Origin of the sequence: Sphingomonas sp. SUN039, assembly GCF_024758725.1 — a bacterium.
In the GTDB taxonomy this organism is placed as follows: Bacteria; Pseudomonadota; Alphaproteobacteria; order Sphingomonadales; family Sphingomonadaceae; genus Sphingomonas_O.
Genome location: NZ_CP096972.1, coordinates 1,000,032 through 1,017,121, shown reverse-complemented (window position 1 = coordinate 1,017,121; position 17,090 = coordinate 1,000,032). Strand labels below are relative to the sequence as shown.

The 17,090-nt window shown below is 65.3% G+C and carries 15 protein-coding genes; 7 read left to right on the top strand and 8 right to left on the bottom strand.

Annotated features, from left to right (window positions below):
- Window positions 1-50: 50 nt before the first annotated feature.
- The 7 genes from dusB to hflX all read left to right on the top strand — a co-directional run bounded on the left by dusB (window position 51) and on the right by hflX (window position 9,078).
- Window positions 51-1,049, top strand: coding sequence for a tRNA dihydrouridine synthase DusB (gene dusB, locus M0209_RS05040; protein WP_258887202.1), 999 nt, complete (start codon window positions 51-53; stop codon window positions 1,047-1,049).
- Window positions 1,025-2,122: a nitrogen regulation protein NR(II) gene (locus tag M0209_RS05035; protein ID WP_258887201.1), complete on the top strand. Its 1,098-nt coding sequence runs from the start codon at window positions 1,025-1,027 to the stop codon at window positions 2,120-2,122. The genes dusB and M0209_RS05035 overlap by 25 nt, the downstream gene beginning before the upstream one ends.
- Window positions 2,119-3,543 (top strand): nitrogen regulation protein NR(I), encoded by a 1,425-nt coding sequence (ntrC, locus tag M0209_RS05030; RefSeq protein WP_258887200.1) that lies wholly within the window; start codon window positions 2,119-2,121, stop codon window positions 3,541-3,543. The genes M0209_RS05035 and ntrC overlap by 4 nt, the downstream gene beginning before the upstream one ends.
- Before the next feature lie 68 nt (window positions 3,544-3,611).
- Entirely contained in the window at window positions 3,612-5,807 is a 2,196-nt protein-coding gene (locus M0209_RS05025; protein WP_258887199.1) for an ATP-binding protein, read from the top strand.
- Window positions 5,807-7,183, top strand: a complete 1,377-nt coding sequence (locus M0209_RS05020; RefSeq protein ID WP_258887198.1) for a sigma-54 dependent transcriptional regulator — start codon at window positions 5,807-5,809, stop codon at window positions 7,181-7,183. The genes M0209_RS05025 and M0209_RS05020 overlap by 1 nt, the downstream gene beginning before the upstream one ends.
- Window positions 7,180-7,776: an RNA chaperone Hfq gene (gene hfq, locus M0209_RS05015; RefSeq protein ID WP_309547086.1), complete on the top strand. Its 597-nt coding sequence runs from the start codon at window positions 7,180-7,182 to the stop codon at window positions 7,774-7,776. The genes M0209_RS05020 and hfq overlap by 4 nt, the downstream gene beginning before the upstream one ends.
- Entirely contained in the window at window positions 7,777-9,078 is a 1,302-nt protein-coding gene (gene hflX, locus M0209_RS05010; RefSeq protein ID WP_258887197.1) for a GTPase HflX, read from the top strand.
- Between the two features lie 600 nt (window positions 9,079-9,678).
- Here hflX and mazG read toward each other — a convergent pair.
- From mazG to M0209_RS04970, 8 genes are all read right to left on the bottom strand, one after another.
- Window positions 9,679-10,416: a nucleoside triphosphate pyrophosphohydrolase gene (gene mazG, locus M0209_RS05005; protein WP_258887196.1), complete on the bottom strand. Its 738-nt coding sequence runs from the start codon at window positions 10,414-10,416 to the stop codon at window positions 9,679-9,681.
- Between the two features lie 47 nt (window positions 10,417-10,463).
- A complete protein-coding gene (locus M0209_RS05000; protein ID WP_258887195.1) occupies window positions 10,464-11,057 on the bottom strand; it encodes a TIGR02281 family clan AA aspartic protease in 594 nt (197 codons plus the stop codon).
- Window positions 11,054-11,818 carry an MBL fold metallo-hydrolase gene (locus tag M0209_RS04995; RefSeq protein WP_258887194.1) on the bottom strand — a complete coding sequence of 255 codons (765 nt, stop codon included), beginning with the start codon at window positions 11,816-11,818 and terminating at the stop codon, window positions 11,054-11,056. The genes M0209_RS05000 and M0209_RS04995 overlap by 4 nt, the downstream gene beginning before the upstream one ends.
- A complete protein-coding gene (locus M0209_RS04990; protein ID WP_258887193.1) occupies window positions 11,815-12,588 on the bottom strand; it encodes a TatD family hydrolase in 774 nt (257 codons plus the stop codon). The genes M0209_RS04995 and M0209_RS04990 overlap by 4 nt, the downstream gene beginning before the upstream one ends.
- Entirely contained in the window at window positions 12,588-14,204 is a 1,617-nt protein-coding gene (gene metG, locus M0209_RS04985) for a methionine--tRNA ligase (protein WP_258887192.1), read from the bottom strand. Before metG ends, M0209_RS04990 begins: the two co-directional genes overlap by 1 nt.
- A 119-nt stretch (window positions 14,205-14,323) precedes the next feature.
- Window positions 14,324-15,301 carry an AAA family ATPase gene (locus M0209_RS04980; protein ID WP_258887191.1) on the bottom strand — a complete coding sequence of 326 codons (978 nt, stop codon included), beginning with the start codon at window positions 15,299-15,301 and terminating at the stop codon, window positions 14,324-14,326.
- Window positions 15,298-15,957, bottom strand: coding sequence for a dTMP kinase (tmk, locus tag M0209_RS04975; protein WP_258887190.1), 660 nt, complete (start codon window positions 15,955-15,957; stop codon window positions 15,298-15,300). The genes M0209_RS04980 and tmk overlap by 4 nt, the downstream gene beginning before the upstream one ends.
- Window positions 15,924-17,090, bottom strand: coding sequence for a D-alanyl-D-alanine carboxypeptidase family protein (locus M0209_RS04970; RefSeq protein ID WP_258887189.1), 1,167 nt, complete (start codon window positions 17,088-17,090; stop codon window positions 15,924-15,926). The genes tmk and M0209_RS04970 overlap by 34 nt, the downstream gene beginning before the upstream one ends.

Here is a 17,090-nt window from a genome sequence, read left to right as displayed (position 1 = left end):
TGCCCCCACGCCCCACCTCAGCTACTGCCCAAAAAACAGGCAGCATCCCCATGACCCCCCTCCGCCCCATCAACATCGGCCCGATCCGTATCGAGACGCCGGTCATCCTCGCGCCGATGACGGGCGTCACCGACATGCCGTTCCGCAGGATCGTGCGGCGGTTCGGGTCCGGCCTTAACGTCACCGAGATGATCGCGTCGCAGGCGATGATCCGCGAGACGCGGCAGTCGCTGCAAAAGGCGGCGTGGCATGCGACCGAGGAGCCGGTGTCGATGCAACTCGCTGGCTGCACCCCGTACGAGATGGCCGAGGCGGCAAAGCTGAATGCCGATCGCGGCGCGGCGATCATCGACATCAACATGGGCTGCCCGGTGAAGAAGGTCGTCAACGGCGACGCGGGGTCGGCGCTGATGCGCGACTTGCCGCTTGCCGCCTCGCTGATCGACGCGACGGTGAAGGCGGTCGATGTGCCGGTGACGGTCAAGATGCGGATGGGGTGGGACCACACGCGGCTCAACGCGCCCGAACTCGCGCATATCGCCGAGGATCTGGGCGCGAAGCTCATCACCGTCCACGGTCGCACCCGCAACCAGATGTACCGTGACAGCGCCGACTGGGCTTTCGTGCGCCGGGTGAAGGACGCGGTCGGCATTCCCGTCATCGTCAACGGCGATATCTGCTCGCCCGAAGACGCGGTGACCGCGCTCGACCAGTCGGGCGCGGACGGGGTGATGATCGGGCGCGGGGCGTACGGACGCCCCTGGCTGCTCGCGCAGACGATGGCGTTCCTCACCGACGGGCGGCGCGTCGCCGAGCCGAGTATCGAGGAACAATATCACCTGATTATCGAGCATTACGCGATGATGCTCGATCACTATGGCGAGATGACCGGTGTCAACATGGCGCGCAAGCACATCGGCTGGTACACCAAGGGGCTGCACGGTTCGGCGGAGTTCCGCAACGACGTGAACCGCATTCCCGATCCGAAAACCGTGTTGTCGATGCTCGACCAGTTTTATGCGCCGTGGCGCTCGCGCGCAGCGGCCTGACCCCGCGCGTGAGCCTTGTCGGCCCGCCTTCGGCCGAGGCGCTGGTCGCGGCGCTGCCTACCGCCTTGCTCGTGCTCGACGGGGAAGGGTGCATCGCCAGCGTCAATGCGGCGGCGGAAATGCTGCTCAACGCCAGCGCCGCGCACCTGCTGCACAAGCCGCTCGGCATCGTCCTGCGGGTGCCGCCGTCCTGCTATGACGGGCTGCGCGAGGAATCGGTCTTCGCCGCCTATGATTGCCAGCTCGAAACCGCGCGCGGGGTGCGGCTGCGCGCGGATTTCCATGCGACGCCGCTCACCGACCATCCGGGGTGGCGGCTGGTCACCCTGCAAAGTGCCACCGCTGCCCAAGCCATGGGCCAGCAGTTCGACCGGCGCGACCGCAGCCGTTCGGCCATCGGCGCGGCGGCGATGCTCGCGCACGAGATCAAGAACCCGCTGTCGGGCATCCGCGGCGCCGCGCAACTGCTCGAACGCCACGCGGGCGGGGAGGGGGCCGACCTGACCCGCCTGATCCGCGACGAGGTCGACCGCGTGACGGGCCTGATCGACCGGATGGAGGCCTTTACCGACAGCCGACCGGTCGAACGCAGTGCGCAGAACCTGTACGCGATCCTCGAACACGCCCGCGCGGTCGCGGCGGCGGGGTTCGGCGACCGCATCGATATCCACGACGCCTATGATCCGTCGCTGCCGCCGGTTTTCGTCCACAGGGATTCGCTCGTTCAAGTGCTGCTCAACCTGATCAAGAATTCTGCCGAAGCCGTGCCTGAGGGACAGCGCGGCACCGTCACGCTGACCACGCGCTATCGCCACGGGGTTTCGGTCGGCGGCGGTAGCGAGCGCCGCGCGCTGCCGATCGAAGTCGGGATTGTCGATGACGGCCCCGGCCCGCCGGATGAAATCGTCGATCATTTGTTCGAACCCTTTGTTTCGTCGAAATCCTCGGGGCGCGGCCTCGGGCTGGCGCTGGTCGACAAGCTTGTCCGCGACAATGGCGGCATCGTCCAGTTCGCCCGCGACGGCAGCCCGGCGAAATCGGTGTTCCGTATCCTTTTGCCGAGAGCGGCATGAGGGGCGCACGCATCCTGGTTGTCGATGACGACGCCGCGATCCGCACGGTCGTGGGCGAGGCATTGCGCCGCGAGGGCTATAATGTGCAGGCGGTCGGCAGCCTCGCCGCGCAGGCAGCGGCGCTCGAGAAGTTCACCCCCGATCTGCTGATTACCGATGTTATTCTGCCCGATGGCAACGGGTTGGACGTCGTTCCCGACATATTGGCGAAGCATCACGAGCTGCCGGTGATCGTGCTGTCGGCGCAGAATACGCTGAGCACGGCGGTGCGCGCGACCGAGCAGGGCGCGTTCGACTATCTGCCCAAACCGTTCGATCTCGATGCGCTGACGCAGGCCGTCCGCAGCGGGCTGGCGCGCGCCGGCAGCGGGGAGGGCGACCTTGCCGAATCCGACGCGGCGCTGCCCCTCATCGGGCGCTCGCCGCCGATGCAGGACGTCTACCGGATGATCGCGCGCGTCGTCGGCAACGATTTGAGCGTGCTGGTGCTCGGCGAATCGGGCACGGGCAAGGAACTTGTCGCCCGCGCGATCCATGACATGGGCGGACGGCGCAAAAAGCCGTTCGTGCCGGTTAACATGGCCGCGATCCCGCGCGAGCTGATCGAGGCCGAATTGTTCGGCCACGAACGCGGCGCGTTCACCGGCGCCAATGCGCGCGCAACCGGGCGGTTCGAGGAAGCCAATGGCGGCACATTGTTCCTCGACGAAATCGGCGACATGCCGATGGAGGCGCAGACGCGACTGTTGCGCGTGCTTCAATCGAACGCGTTCACCACCGTCGGCGGGCGCACGGTCAGCGTCGACGTCCGCATCGTTGCCGCCACGCACCAGAATCTGCCCGCGCTGATCGAGGCGGGGCAGTTCCGCGAAGACCTCTACTACCGCCTCAACGTCGTGCCCATTCCGCTGCCGCCGTTGCGCGAGCGCGGCGACGACATCCTGCTGCTCGCCAATTCATTCCTCGAGCGCGCGGCGGCCGACGGGCTGCCGCGTCGCCGCCTGTCGGGCGATGCTGAAGGCCGCCTGCGCGCGCACGGCTGGCCGGGTAATGTCCGCGAACTCGACAACCTCATGCGGCGGCTGGCCGCGATCAGCCGCGATCCGGTCGTGCCCGCCGCGCTGATCGACGCGCAACTCGGTTCTGCCGTTCCGGAACGCGCCCTGGTCGCCGAGACCCTTTCCGATGCCCTCGACCTCCACCTCGCGCGCTATTTCGTCGGCTTCGGCGACGCCCTGCCGCCACCGGGACTCTATGATCGCGTTCTCGCCGACGTCGAACGCCCGCTGTTCCGCGCAACCCTCGCGGCAGTGAAGGGGAACCAGCTCCGCGCCGCCGAGTTGCTTGGTATCAACCGCAATACGCTGCGCAAGCGATTGACCGAACTCGGCATCGAACCCGGCCGCCGCAGCCGCGACTAGGCGCAGCCACGGGTGACCCCGCCGCAGCTGTGCTTGAAATGCCACGGCATTGTTGTATTGCGGCAACAATGACGGCGTCTCCCCTTCGCCAGATCCGGATCCGAACCGCGCTGTGGCTGCGTCGGCGCCGCTGGGTGCCGTTCGTTGAGATCGGCACCTTCTCGCTGTCGGTGGCGATGGCGCTTATTACCTGGGCCACACTGACCGGCACGGATACCCAGCGCCTGTTGACCCCACCGGTGGTTGCCGCGTTGCTGCTCGGCAATCTCATTCCCGCCATCGCGCTGCTCGTGCTGATCGGGCGCCGCATTGCCAAGGGCAGGGCGGCACGGTCCATTGTCGGCGGCGACGGGCGGCTGCATGTGCGGCTTGTCGCGATCTTCTCGCTGGTCGCGAGCATCCCCACGCTGCTCGTCGTGGTCTTCGCCTCGCTGCTATTTCAGGTCGGGGTGCAGTTCTGGTTCTCCGACCGCGCCAAGGCAACGCTCGAAGGCGCGGCCAGCGTCGTGCAATCGAGCTATGATTTCGAACAGGCGCGCATTGTTTCAAACACGACGACGATGGCAGGCGACATGGCACGTTTCCTGACCTATCTCCCTATCGATAGCCGCGAATTCCTCGGCAATTTCGGCGGACAACTCGTCCAGCGCGAAATGTCCGAAGGCATGATTTTTCATGCAGCCCCAGGCAGGGACATCCAGGCGCTGGTCCTGCTCGATCCAAGGTCACGCGATCTCAACAAGTTCATAACGCCGGTCATGTTGCAAAAACTGCGCGCGGGCGCTGCCAGTGTGACCGTGCCAAGCGAAAATGGCATTGGCGCTTTGACGCGGCTACCGATGGGAACGGACAACTATCTCTACGCCGCGCGTTTCGATCCGAGTTACAGCGAACAAATACAGCGCGCCCGCGCTGTCCTCACCGATTACCGCGAACTTTCTGCCCGCTCGCGCTCTTTGCAATTGCGCTTCAACGCGGCGCTGCTCGTCATCTCGCTGCTGATCGTCGGCGCGGCGGTGTGGATCGCGCTCGGCGTCGCCGACCGCCTTGTGCAGCCCGTCGGCGCGCTGGTGGATGCGGCGCGGCGCGTCACCGGCGGCGACCTGTCGGCACGTGTCGCCGGGCCGCATAGTCGCGACGAGGTCGGCACCCTGGCGACCGCCTTTAACCGCATGACCGGGCGCTTGCAGGAACAGACCGGCGACCTGATCGCCGCCAACGACCAGATCGACCGCCGCCGTGCGCTGATCGAAGCCGTGCTGTCGGGAGTCAGCGCGGGCGTGGTGTCGATCGACAAGACGGGCGAAGTCCGGCTGACCAATGCCTCTGCGGCGGCGCTGCTGTCCTCGGCGGACGGGCCGCTTGTCGGCCAGCCCCTTGCCGCCATCTCGCCCGAGCTCGCCGAGCTGATCGCCAGCGGCAAGCGCGAATCGGTGATCGAACTTGCCCGCGACGGCGATACGCGCACGCTGGCGGTGAAGGTCGCGCGCGACGACAGCGGCCATGTCCTGACCTTCGACGACATGACTCAGCAGCTCTCGGACCAGCGCCGCGCCGCCTGGTCCGATATCGCGCGGCGAATCGCGCACGAGATCAAGAACCCGCTGACCCCGATCCAGCTTGCCGCCGAACGGCTGAAGCGCCGCTATGGTGCCGAAATCACCAGCGATCCCGGCACTTTTACCAAACTGACCGACACCATCGTCCGCCAGGTCGGCGATCTGCGGCGGATGGTCGACGAATTCTCGTCGTTCGCGCGGATGCCGAAGCCGTCGTTCCGGCCGGAATCGCTCGTCGATATCGCGCGCCAGACCTTGTTCCTGCATGAAGTCGCGCACCCCGCGATCAAGTTCCGCATGGTTGCGCCCGATATCCACCCCGACCTGATATGCGACCGCCGCCAGCTCGGGCAGGCGCTGACCAACATCGTCAAGAATGCGGTCGAGGCGGTCGAGGCTGTCGAAGGGCAAGAGGGTGGCGAGATCGTTTTGACGATCACGACAACGCCCAACGCCGTCCAACTGTCGGTCAGCGATACCGGAATCGGCCTCCCGGCCGACCGCGAGCGGCTTGTCGAACCCTATGTGACCACCCGCGCGCGCGGGACCGGGCTTGGCCTCGCCATCGTCAAAAAGATCGTCGAGGAGCATTTCGCGACGATGCGCTTCGCCGACCGCGACGGTGGCGGCACCGTCGTGACCATCGATTTCGACACCGCAGCACTCGCCGCGATGGAATCCGAACCTGCGGAGGCAGCAGCCTGATGGCGCTCGATATTCTTATCGTCGACGACGAGCGCGATATCCGCGAACTGGTCGCGGGTGTGCTCGAAGACGAGGGCTATACCACCCGTGTTGCCGCTGACAGCGATGCCGCGCTTGCAGCGATTGCCGAGCGCCGCCCGTCGTTGGTGCTGCTCGACGTCTGGTTGCAGGGCTCGCGGCTCGACGGGCTCGAATTGCTCGATGTGCTCAAAGAACGCGACCCGACCCTGCCGGTGCTGGTGTTTTCGGGGCACGGCAATATCGATACGGCCGTCCACGCGATCCGACGCGGCGCGGTCGATTTCATCGAAAAGCCTTTCGAGGCCGAGCGGCTGACCTTGCTGGTGGCGCGCGCCACCGAAACCGAGCGGCTGCGGCGCGAGAATGCGACGCTGAAGGAACGCGTCGGCACCGACGACGAACTCAACGGCACGTCCAACGCGATCAATGCCGTGCGGGCGACGCTCAAACGTGTTGCCCCGACCGGCAGCCGCGTCCTCATCACCGGTCCGGCGGGCGTCGGCAAAGAAATCGCCGCGCGGATGCTCCACAACTGGAGTCCCCGCGCCGATGCCCCGTTTGTCACGGTCAGTTCGGCGCGGATGGACCCCGACCGGGTCGAGGAGGAGTTGTTCGGCAGCGAGGAGGGCGACCGTGTTCGCGCGGGCCTGCTCGAACAGGCGCACGGCGGCACCCTGTTCCTCGACGAGATCGCCGATATGCCGGTCCCGACCCAGGCGAAAATCCTGCGCGTGCTGACCGACCAGAGCTTTACCCGCGTCGGCGGCCAGCGCGTCGTCCGCGTCGACGTCCGCGTCGTGTCGGCGACAGCGCGTAACTTGGCCGAGGAAATCGCGGCGGGGCGCTTTCGCGAAGACCTTTATTACCGGCTCAACGTCGTGCCCGTGCACCTGCCGTCGCTGGCCGAGCGGCGCGAGGATATCCCGGTGCTCGCCGACCATTTCGTCGCCCGTTTCGCCAGCGAGCGCCGTGCGCGGACGCCCGCGATCTCGCCCGAAGCAATGGCGACGCTGCAATCGTTCGACTGGCCGGGCAATGTCCGCCAGCTCCGCAACATCATCGAACGCACGCTCATTCTTGCCCCCGATGCACGGCTCGACCTGATCGACACCGACCTGCTCCCGGGCGAAGTGACCGCGACACCGGCGGCGGCCAACCCCACGGCGCTGGCGATGGGCGCACCGCTACGTCAGGCCCGCGAGACGTTCGAGCGCGAGTATCTGCGCGTCCAGATCCGGCGTTTCTCGGGCAATATCTCGCGTACCGCCGCGTTCATCGGGATGGAACGCTCGGCGCTGCACCGCAAGCTCAAGATCCTGGGCATTGCCGAGGATCGCGACGATATCGACGACTGACCGCTTGCAGCGCCGCACGGCTGCGCTATCTTGGAGCTGCGTTCCGTAACGCCAAGAGCAACTGCCCGCCTACGCGGGCCAAAAGCAAAAGGTCTGACGACATGGCAGAAAAGCCCAATAACCTTCAGGATTTGTTCTTGAATTCGGTCCGCAAGGCAAAGACCCCGGTGACGATGTTTCTCGTCAAGGGCGTCAAGCTGCAGGGCATCATCACCTGGTTCGACAATTTTTCGGTGCTGCTGCGCCGCGACGGCCAGTCGCAGCTGATCTACAAGCACGCGATTTCGACCGTGATGCCGTCGAACCCGCTCGATCTGGCCCCCGTCGCGGCGGCCTTTGCCGAGGACAACGCCAAGCCCAAGCAATTGCAGGACATTTTCCTGACGGCCGTGCGCCGCCAGAACAACCCGGTGACGATGTTCCTCGTCAACGGGGTGATGTTGCAGGGCGAGATTGCGGCCTATGACCTGTTCTGCATGCTGCTCCAGCGCGACGGCATGGTCCAGCTCGTGTACAAGCACGCCGTCTCGACGGTGCAGCCCGCGCACCCGCTGAACCTCGCCGAGGAAACGGTCGAAGACAGCGAGGACTGATTGGCCGAATTCCAGCTCCAGCGCGAAGAAGGTGTCTCGCGCGGCGCCCGGGCGCTGGTGGTCTATCCCGACCGCCAGAGTGCCGGCGCATCGCGCGACGCCGACGCACGCCTCGACGAGGCGGCGGGGCTTGCGGCGGCGATCGGCATCCAGGTCGTCGACCGGGTCGCGATCAAGGTCCGCGATCCCAAACCCGCGACGTTGTTCGGCAGCGGGCAGGTAGAAACCATCGCCGCGCGGGGAAGAGCGGTCGAGGCCGAACTGACCATCGTCGATGGCGCGCTGACCCCGGTGCAGCAGCGGAACCTCGAAACCGAGACCAAAACGAAAGTCATCGACCGCACCGGGCTGATCCTCGAAATCTTCGGCGAACGCGCGGCGAGTGCCGAGGGGCGATTGCAGGTCGAACTCGCGCATCTCGACTATCAGGCGGGGCGGCTCGTGCGGAGCTGGACCCACTTGGAACGCCAGCGCGGCGGCTTCGGCTTTCTCGGCGGCCCCGGCGAAACCCAGATCGAGGCCGACCGCCGCCTGATCCGCGACCGCATGGCAAAGCTGAAGAAAGAGCTCGACCAGGTCGTCCGCACCCGCGGCCTGCACCGCGACCGGCGGCGGCGCGCGCCCTGGCCGGTGGTCGCGCTCGTGGGGTACACCAATGCGGGCAAGTCGACGCTGTTCAACCGGATGACCGGCGCGAAGGTCATGGCCGAGGATCTGTTGTTCGCGACCCTCGACCCGACGATGCGCGAAGTCTCGTTGCCAGGTATCAGCAAGGCGATCCTGAGCGACACCGTCGGATTCGTCTCCGACCTTCCGACGCAACTCGTCGCCGCCTTCCGCGCCACGCTCGAAGAGGTCGTTTCCGCCGACCTCATCGTCCATGTCCGCGACATCGCCCACCCTGACAGCGAGGCGCAGGCGGCGGACGTCGTGCAGGTGCTGACCGATCTCGGGGTTCTCGGCGATGCGTCGGCGACGCCGATGATCGAGGCGTGGAACAAGATCGACCTGCTCGACGACGACGCGCGCGCTTTCGTCGCGAATGAAGCGGCGCGGCGCGACGACGTGGTCATGCTGTCGGCAATCGACGGGGAGGGGATCGATACCCTGTCGTTGCGCGCCTCGGCCATTCTGACCGCCGCGCGCAAGCCGCATGACCTGCGGGTCGCGGCCAACGACGGCGCCGCGCTTGCCTGGCTCCACGCGCACGGCAGCGTAGAGCGCGAAAGCGGGGAAGGGGACGAGCGCACCGTCACCGTGCGCCTGACCGACGAGGATTTCGCCCGCTATTTGGCAAGGTAACGACCAGTTGCCATTTTGTTCTTGACACATTTAACCGTATCGGTTATGTCGCGCTTCTGCCTACCCGAGCGTCCGATCAACGCAACGGCTGGCAGCGCGGAAAGGGCGAAAGCCTCGCCCGTGACATGCGACCGGCGCGGAGCCATCCGGTTTAACAAAGCCGATGCATCGCCGTCGGATCGCCGAGTTGCCCGGCTGTCCGGGGTGTACAGAGCTCGAAACTTCTTTCGCGGTCCTGCGGGACTTAAGATCGCTCAAGGCGGCATAAGCGACAAGACTGGCCTTGCGGCAACGATCCGCACAACAGTTCGTCTCTATAGGCATCCACGGCGCAGCCACATCCAATGCGAAGCCGGGCACAATGGCGATACGGCACCCTCTAACCAAGCGTGCCTGACTGGAACGACCCACAAAGTCGTCCCGCCCGGATGCCCGTGGCAGGACGCGCCGGTCGCATTGTCGCGGGGAATGCTCCAGCCGGTGGACGGGCGCGTCCGCAAATGTTGGAGAATTTTAAAAAGAGGGGGCTTCGACAGGCTCAGCCAAGTCGGGTGGAAAGCATTGTTCCCAAACCGACTTGGCTGAGCTTGTCGAAGCCTCTCACTTCTTCTTGACCGCCACCCACAACCGCTCTTTCTCATCGAGAGACATTCCCGCAAACCCCGGCACCGTCTCGATCGACCGAAACCGCCCCTCGAACTTCGCATTGGCCCCGCGTAGCGCGACTTCGGGATCGACGCCGAGGTGCCGGGCATAGTTGACCACCGCGAACAGCAGGTCGCCGACCTCGTCCTCGTGCTCTGCAGGCGTGCTCGCCGCTTCGATTTCAACGAGTTCCTCGTCGATTTTCGCACGCGGACCCGAAGCGTCGGGCCAATCGAAACCGGTTCGCGCCGCGCGCTTCTGGAGTTTCTCGGCGCGCATCAGGGCGGGCAGCGCAAGTGCCACGCCGTCGAGCGCACTCGCCGCGTCGGACCGTTCAGCCGCCTTGAGGGTTTCCCAGTCGGGTCGCGCCTCGGCATCGCCGAACAGATGCGGGTGGCGGCGTTCCATCTTGTCGGCAATCGCCGCCGCGACATCGCCGAGCGAGAACGCGCCGAGTTGCTCCGCAATGCGGCTGTGGAGCACGACCTGGAACAACAGGTCGCCGAGCTCGTCCTTGAGCGCCGCCATATCGTCGCGCGCAATCGCGTCGGCGACTTCATAGGCTTCCTCGATCGTGTACGGCGCGATGGTCGCAAAGGTCTGGACACGGTCCCAGTCGCACCCGTCGACCGGATCACGCAGGCGCTCGACAATGGCGATGATGCGGTCGAGGGGGGTCGGGATCGGCTTCATCGTTCTTCCTGTCTTAAAGCCCGATAATATACATTATGTAAAATACGCTAAGGCTCCAGAGTGAGAGTGCGCCCCTCGACCTTCCAGCTCTTGAGCTGCGACAAAAAGTTCATCCCCAGCACATTGGTGTCGCCGAAACTCTTGCCGATCACTGCGCGCGCGTCGGTCTGTCGGACGTTGCCGACCTCGAGCAAGCCGATCCGCGCGGTCGAGACCATCACGGTGCCATTGGCGGTATCGACCGGCATCTGGATCGAAGAATCGGGCTGCACATTCGCCTGCCGCGCCGTGCGCTCAGTCAGCCCGGTCGACGTAGCACCTGTATCGATCAGAAAATCGTACGCCTGACCGTTGATCTTGGCCAGAACATGGAAATGGCCGTCTGCGCGCATGGTAACGCGTGTGACGCCCCCCGAGACTGTAGCGGTTTCACCGCCGACTTCGGCCTTGATCCGCGACCACACCACCCTCGCCTCGTCACGGAACAAAAACGCAACAAAGACAATCGCAAAAATCGCGCACCATGCCAATACCATCCGCAGGGTTGCGCCGAGCTTGAGCCCGCGACCGAACAGGCTGCTGGCGACGAGCGCAATCATCAGGCCCGCAGCGACCAGCCGCGCGGTATCGTCGCCGCTCACAGCACGATCTCCATCCCGTCATAGCCCGGCTCGACGCCCTCGGGCAGCGTCGCACACAGGCTACGGTAATCCATCGTCTGGTCCATATGCGTCAGAACCGCACGCTTCGGCTTCAGCGCCTCGATCCACGCCAGCGTCTTCGCCAGATGCGGGTGCGTCGGGTGCGGCGCGTGGCGGCACGCATCGACGATCCACAGGTCGATATCCTGCACGAGTGCCGCAGCTTCATCGGGCAAAACATTGAAATCGGTGAAATACGCCAGCGAGCTGCCCCCCGCGTCGAAACGCAGGCCCGCGCTGGTGATTTCGCCATGCGGCAAATCGACCGCGCGCACCCGGATGCCGCCGATCTCGCTGTCATCGCCCAGATCGCCGCAGGTAATATACGGCGGATAGGCCTGATGCCCGGCAAAGGCGAAGGCGAAGCGCAGGGTCAGTTCGGCCCTGGCGCGCGGCCGCGCAAAGCCCGTTATCGGCTCCTTGCCATAGAAATAGAACGGCCGCAGGTCGTCGATGCCGTGGCAATGATCGGCGTGCTCGTGCGTCCAGATCACCGCCGAAGGCCGTCCGCCACCTTCGCCGATCAATTGCTCGCGCAGATCGGGCGATGTGTCGACCAGGATGCGCGTGCCGTCATGCTCGACGAGGATCGACACCCGCCGCCGCCGGTTGCGCGGCTCATCCGGATCGCAAGTCCCCCAATTGCCATCGACGCGCGGTACGCCGGACGACGTGCCGGAACCAAGGACTGTGACCTTCACGCGGCCTTCGCAAACAAGCGGTGGAAGTTTGCGGATGTCGTTGCACCCAGCGCCTCGACCGAAACGCCGCGCAAACCGCTCAGGAACCGCGCGGTGTCGGCAACGAACGCGGGTTCGCCGGTCTTGCCGCGATGCGGGACCGGCGACAGGAACGGCGCATCGGTTTCGATCAGCAGCCGATCCTGGGGAATCGTGGACGCCGTTGCCTGCAAGTCCTTGGCATTCTTGAAGGTCACAATGCCCGAGATCGAGATATAAAGGCCGAGGTCGAGCGCGATGCGGGCGAAAGCGTCGCTTGCGGTGAAGCAATGGATCACGCCGGGGAAGGCCCCCTTCCCCATTTCCTCGGTCAGGATCGCAGCGGTATCGTCCTCGGCATCGCGCGTATGGACGATTAGCGGCAACTGCGTGGCGCGCGACGCCGCTATGTGACTGCGGAACGACGCCCGCTGCCGCTCGCGGTCGCTGTGGTCGTAATAATAGTCGAGCCCCGTTTCACCGATCCCGATGACACGCGGGTGCGTGGCGCGCGCGACGAGCTTGGCGGTATCGACATCCGGATGCGCGTCGGCCTCGTGCGGGTGGATGCCGATCGAGGCCCACACGTCGCGGTTGTTCTCGGCCGTGGCAACAATCTCGTCCCATTCACGCTCGCGTGTCGAAATGTTGAGCATCGTGTCGACGCCTGCCCCGCGTGCGCGGTCGAGGACGGCAGCCTGATCTTCGACCAACCCCTTGTAATTCAGGTGACAATGCGAATCGACGAACATCAGGCCGGATCTTCGGCGGGCAGTTCGAGACGGGGGAAGATAGGGGTCGGCTTCGCAATAAATTGACCGGACGACAGCAACCTATCGTACCACTCCATGTCATCGATGCTGCCAAAGTCCCTTTCCGCTTCCGGTATTCCAATTGCGTCCAACAGTCGATCACATGCTGTTGGGGCGATTGGGCGGAGCATGATCGCTAGATCATGCAAAACGATCATGAGATGAGCGAGGACCGATGCCATCAAATCGGGATCTGTCGCCTTCAGTTTCCAAGGCGAAGTCTCATCCACGTAGCTGTTCGCTTGAAACACGACCTTGAGCCACGCGTTAAACGCCCTCTGCCAATCAAGAGAAGCAAACGCCTCACGGTATTCATGAGCAGCCCGAAGGCTATCGCACAGAAATCCGGTTCCTAGAGTTGCGTGGCGCCGGTCATGATCGTTTGCCGCCTCTCGTCGATCGGCTAGACTAAGCCCCTGTAGTACGGGAATTTTCCCACCGAGATTGCTTGCAACCATGCTCAACACGCGTTGCGCCAAGTTCCCGAAGCTGTTCGCGAGTTCGGCATTGCACCGTGCGACAATGGCTTCCTCGCTCCACGTCCCGTCCGACCCGAAGCTCACTTCTCGCAGCAGGAAGTACCGGAACGCATCGACGCCATACCGCTCGGCCAGCGCCATCGGATCGACGACATTGCCCGCCGATTTCGACATTTTCGCCCCGTCGCGCGCCAGCAGGAAGCCGTGGCCGAAGACCTGTTTGGGCAGCGCGATCCCCGCCGACATGAGGAACGCGGGCCAGTACACGGCGTGGAACCGCACGATGTCCTTGCCGATCAGGTGAAGGCTTGCGGGCCAGAATTTCGCCATATCGGGCGTTGCATCGGGATATCCCAGACCGGTCAGATAGTTGGTCAGCGCATCGACCCAGACGTACATCACATGGTCGGGCGACCCGGGAACCTTGACGCCCCAGTCGAAGCTGGTCCGCGACATGCTGAGGTCGCGCAAGCCGCCTTCGACAAAGCGCACCACCTCGTTGCGGCGGCTCTCGGGCCGGATAAAATCGGGTTGGTTTGCATAGAGTTCGAGCAGGGGCTTCTCGTATTTCGAGAGCTTGAAGAACCAGCTTTCCTCGACCGTCCATTCGACCGGGGTGCCCTGCGGTGACAGCTTCGCGCCGCCCTCGCCCTCGGTCAGTTCCTTCTCTTCGTAATAGGCCTCGTCGCGGACCGAGTACCAGCCTTCGTACCGGTCGAGGTACAGGTCGCCGCTGGCCTTCATCGCTTCCCAGATGGCGACGCTGGCGCGGTGATGCGCGGGGTCGGTGGTGCGCTGGAAATTGTCGTAGCTGACGTTCAGCGCGTCGCACATCGCCTGGAACTGGTCGGACATCTCGCGCGCCAAGTCAGCGACTTCGACGCCGCGTTCGCGCGCGGTCTGGACCATTTTCAGGCCGTGTTCGTCGGTGCCGGTCTGGAACCGCACCTCGCGCCCCTGCATCCGCTGGAACCGCGCAATCGCGTCCGCCGCTATCGCCTCATAGGCATGGCCGATATGCGGGCGTCCGTTGGGATAGCTGATCGCAGTGGTGATGTAGAAGGGGTCGGAGGGCATGGATTGCCCCTAATGGGCGAATCGCGTGTTGCGAAGGGGGAGGCTTCGACAAGCTCAGCCAAGTCGGGTGGAGGACTGCCTCTCCCGCCGACTTGGCTGAGCTTGTCGAAGCCCCTTTCCTACCTGGCCGCCGCGCCGAGCGAAGCCACCCGCCCCGCGATCTCGAACACCACACTTTCCTGCGGCAACGACTGCGGGATCGCGACATCGGCGAGTTGACGCGCTTTTTCCCACGCATCGATGGCGGTCGCGAGCTCCCGCCCCGTTCGCGTCCGCGCCTGCGCCGCAATGAAGGCCGGCGCACGGCGCAGGAACGCCTCGTAACGCGGCAGCGCGGCCTTCAGCGCGAGCTTGCCCGCCAGATCGAGGCGCAGGACATTATGCGGATCGCCGGTCGTCGCGATCTCGCGCAACGCCGCGTCGATGCCGGGCACATCGGCCTCGATCACCGACAGCGCCGCTCCCGGTGCGCCGCCCGCCACCGCAATCACCACCGCGCGAGTCATGTCGTCGAGGTGCGCGGCGTGTTCGGCAAGAACTGCCGTCATGACGTCATCGCCCAGCCGCGCGAACGCGAGGCTGCGGCAGCGCGAACGGATCGTCGGCAGCAAGCGGCCCGGCGCGTGGCTGACCAGCAGGAATGTCGTGCTGGCGGGCGGCTCTTCCAGACTTTTGAGCAGCGCATTGGCCGCGCCGCGTTCCATGTCATCGATGCTGTCGACCACGACGACACGGCGGTCGCCTTGCGACGGGGTGCCGCTGAATACACCCTTCAAGGTGCGAACCTGATCGACAGTGATATTGCGCGCGAGGTTGCCGGTCTTTTCGTTCTCGAGGCGGGCGAGCGTGACGAGATCGGGATGCGATCCCGCGGCGATCAGCCGCGCGGTCGAGTTATTCTCATCCAGCGCAAAGCTGGTATCGGCAGGCGGCGTCGCCGAAGCCTCGGCCAGCAACCGCGCCGCGACGATCTGCGCGAAGCTCCCCTTCCCCACACCCTTCGGCCCATGCAACAGCCACGCATGATGCATCCGCCCGCTGTCGATGGCGGCGCGCATCGCATCGAACTGCGCGTCATGGCCGAGGATCGCGGTCATGGCGCATCGGTCGCGGCAGCGAGTACCCGCGCGGCGACCTCATCGACCGAACCCGAGGCGTCGACGATCCGGAACCGCGCCTCGCCCGCCTCGGCAAAGCGCCGGAACCGCGCGGCGACATCGGCGTAATAGGCGGCGTCGCGGCTGCCCATGCGGTCGGGGCTGAGCAGGTCGCGGCCATAGGTGCGTTCCATGCCGAGTTCGACCGGGAATTCGAACAGCAACGTCCGGTCGGGCAGCAATCCCTCGCTGCCCACCCTATGCAGCGCCATGATATCGGCGTCCGACACGCCGCCCGCGCCGCCCTGATACGCCCGTGTCGAATCGATGAATCGGTCGCAGATCACCCAGTCGCCGCGCGCGAGCGCCGGCCGGATGACACACGCGACATGATCGGCGCGGGCGGCAGCAAAAAGCAACGCCTCGGCGCGCGCGTCCCAGCGCTCGGCCTCGCCCGTCATGAGCAGCGCGCGGATGGCCTCTGCCCCCGGCGTGCCACCCGGTTCGCGGGTCAGCACGACCGTCCGCCCCAGCGCCCGCAATGCCTCCGCCAGCCGCGCCGCCTGCGTCGATTTCCCGACGCCCTCGCCGCCTTCCAGCGTGATGAACCGCCCCGCCAGCGTCAGGCTCCGAAGAACGACAGCAACCCCGCCCAAGCGCGGCGGAAGAACCCGGCCTCACCGACTGCCTCTTCGGCGACCAGCGGCATGACTTGCGGCGGGGTCGACGGCGTTTCGACGACCAGATCGGCGATATGCTGCCCCTTGGCGATCGGTGCCTTGACCGGGCCGTCATAGACAACCTTGACCTTCATGCCGGTGAACGCGCCCGCCGGCATCGTCACCGCCAGATTGCGCGGCGCGATCAGGTTGACCGACCCCGCATCGCCCAGTTGCACTTCCGCCGTCTCGACCTTCGCGCCCTTGGCGAACAGCGGCTTGGTGCTCCACGCCTTGAAGCCCCAGTCGATGAACCGCACCGATTCCTCGATCCGCTGGTTGAAACTGCCAAGGCCCGCGACGACCATGACCAACCGTCGGCCGTTCTGCTCGGCAGACCCGGTGAAACCGTACCCCGCTTCCTCGGTATGTCCGGTCTTCAACCCGTCGGCACCCGCGACACGGCCCAGCAACGGATCGCGGTTGGCCTGCGTAATGTCCGCCCCCGCTCCCAGCGTCTTGCCCCAGGTGAACGACGGCAGCGAGTAATACGCCTTATAGAGCTGCGGGTGATCCTGGATCGTCGCCGCCGCCAGTGTCGCGAGGTCGTGGGCGGTCACATAGGTGCGCCCCTCGTCGGGCCAGCCGTTCGAATTGCCGAACTGACTGTTGGCGAGGCCCAGCTTCTTCGCCGCGTCGTTCATCCGCGCGGCAAAGGCTTCCTCGGTACCCGAAATCCCCTCGGCCAGCACGACGCAGGCATCATTGCCCGAAAGCGTGACAATGCCCTTGAGCAAATTGTCGACGCTCACTTGCTCGCCCGCCGACAGGAACATCGTCGATCCCGCCGCCGGACCATGCCATTTCGCCCAGGTTTCGGGCCGCACAGTCATCATCTGGTCGCGCTTCAGCTCGCCCTTTTTGATCATGTCGAACGCGACATAGACCGTCATCATCTTGGCCATCGACGCCGGCGGCATCCGACGGTTCTCGTCCTTGCGGTAAAGCACGGCTCCGGACGACATGTCGATCAGATAGGCAACCGGCGCGGCGGTCTCGAACGGCGGTGCGGCGGCAGTGACCGGCGTCGTAGCAAGCAACAGGGCGAGGACAGGCAGATAGGGCTTCAC

Bases quoted from the DNA above. Each gene is read 5' to 3' on its own strand.
- ntrC (WP_258887200.1), top strand. From the start codon at position 2,119: ATGAGGGGCGCACGCATCCTGGTTGTCGATGACGACGCCGCGATCCGC.
- dusB (WP_258887202.1), top strand. From the start codon at position 51: ATGACCCCCCTCCGCCCCATCAACATCGGCCCGATCCGTATCGAGACG.
- mazG (WP_258887196.1), bottom strand. From the start codon at position 10,416: ATGAAGCCGATCCCGACCCCCCTCGACCGCATCATCGCCATTGTCGAG.
- M0209_RS05020 (WP_258887198.1), top strand. From the start codon at position 5,807: ATGGCGCTCGATATTCTTATCGTCGACGACGAGCGCGATATCCGCGAA.
- M0209_RS05025 (WP_258887199.1), top strand. From the start codon at position 3,612: ATGACGGCGTCTCCCCTTCGCCAGATCCGGATCCGAACCGCGCTGTGG.
- M0209_RS04990 (WP_258887193.1), bottom strand. From the start codon at position 12,588: ATGTTCGTCGATTCGCATTGTCACCTGAATTACAAGGGGTTGGTCGAA.
- M0209_RS04980 (WP_258887191.1), bottom strand. From the start codon at position 15,301: ATGACCGCGATCCTCGGCCATGACGCGCAGTTCGATGCGATGCGCGCC.
- metG (WP_258887192.1), bottom strand. From the start codon at position 14,204: ATGCCCTCCGACCCCTTCTACATCACCACTGCGATCAGCTATCCCAAC.